General features: G+C 67.3%; 1 pseudogene. It reads right to left on the bottom strand.

Going from position 1 to position 808, the window contains the following annotated elements:
• A pseudogene (locus G3I78_RS52550) lies at nt 1–808 on the bottom strand (IS3 family transposase); the annotation flags it as partial.

Genomic DNA, 808 nt, shown 5'->3' with positions numbered 1-808 from the left:
CTTGGCGGCGTTGTCCCCACGGCGCCGACACGCCCCATAGAGCCGGTGATGCCGTGGTGGTGCAGCGCGACAACGAAGCGCCCGGACCGAAATTGAAATCTGCGGTCCTAGTGGCAGGTCGTCCCGGTCTGCTCAGGGGTCGCGGGGTGACCTTGCGCACGGCGGTGGCGTTGTTGAGCGCGGCGACGGCGAGCGAGGACTTCATGCGTGAGTCCCTCGAGTAGCCCACGATCCGCCGGACCAGGCGTCCTTGATCGCGCACGAGTAGAGCTTGCCCTCGCCAGTGGGGTGCTCAGTGATGTCCGTGAGCCACAACCGATCCGGACCATCAGCGGTGAACTGTCGGTGGACGAGGTCGTCGTGCACGGGCGGACCGGCCTTCTTGCCCGACCTGCGTCGGCGGTGGACGGTCGAGACGATGCCGGCTTCACGGCACAGCGACCAGACCGTGTTCGCCGACGCCTGGAGCCCGGCGTCGGTCAGCTCGTCGGCGATGAACCGGTACCCGAACTCCGGGTCGTCTCGGTGCACCCCCATTGCGGCGTTGATCAGGTGTGCCCGCTGCAGGTCTGCGGGCGTGACGGGGCGGGCCTTCCACGCGTAGTAGGCCTGCTTGGAGAACCCGAGCACCCGGCAGGTCACTGCGACGGGGATACCGTCCGCAGCCAGGTCACCGACCAGCGGGTACGTCATTTTGGGGAGATCTCCTTGGCAAAGTACGCCGCCGCCCGGCGCAGGATCTCGACTTCCTGCTCGAGCTGACGGTTGCGCCGTTTGAGCTCACGCAGTTCGGCCGACTCCTGCTTCG

Source organism: Streptomyces sp. SID13726 (assembly GCF_010548375.1).
Lineage (GTDB): Bacteria > Actinomycetota > Actinomycetes > Streptomycetales > Streptomycetaceae > Streptomyces.
Note: the sequence above shows the minus strand (reverse complement) of the source record. Positions and strands in the feature narration are given on the sequence as shown.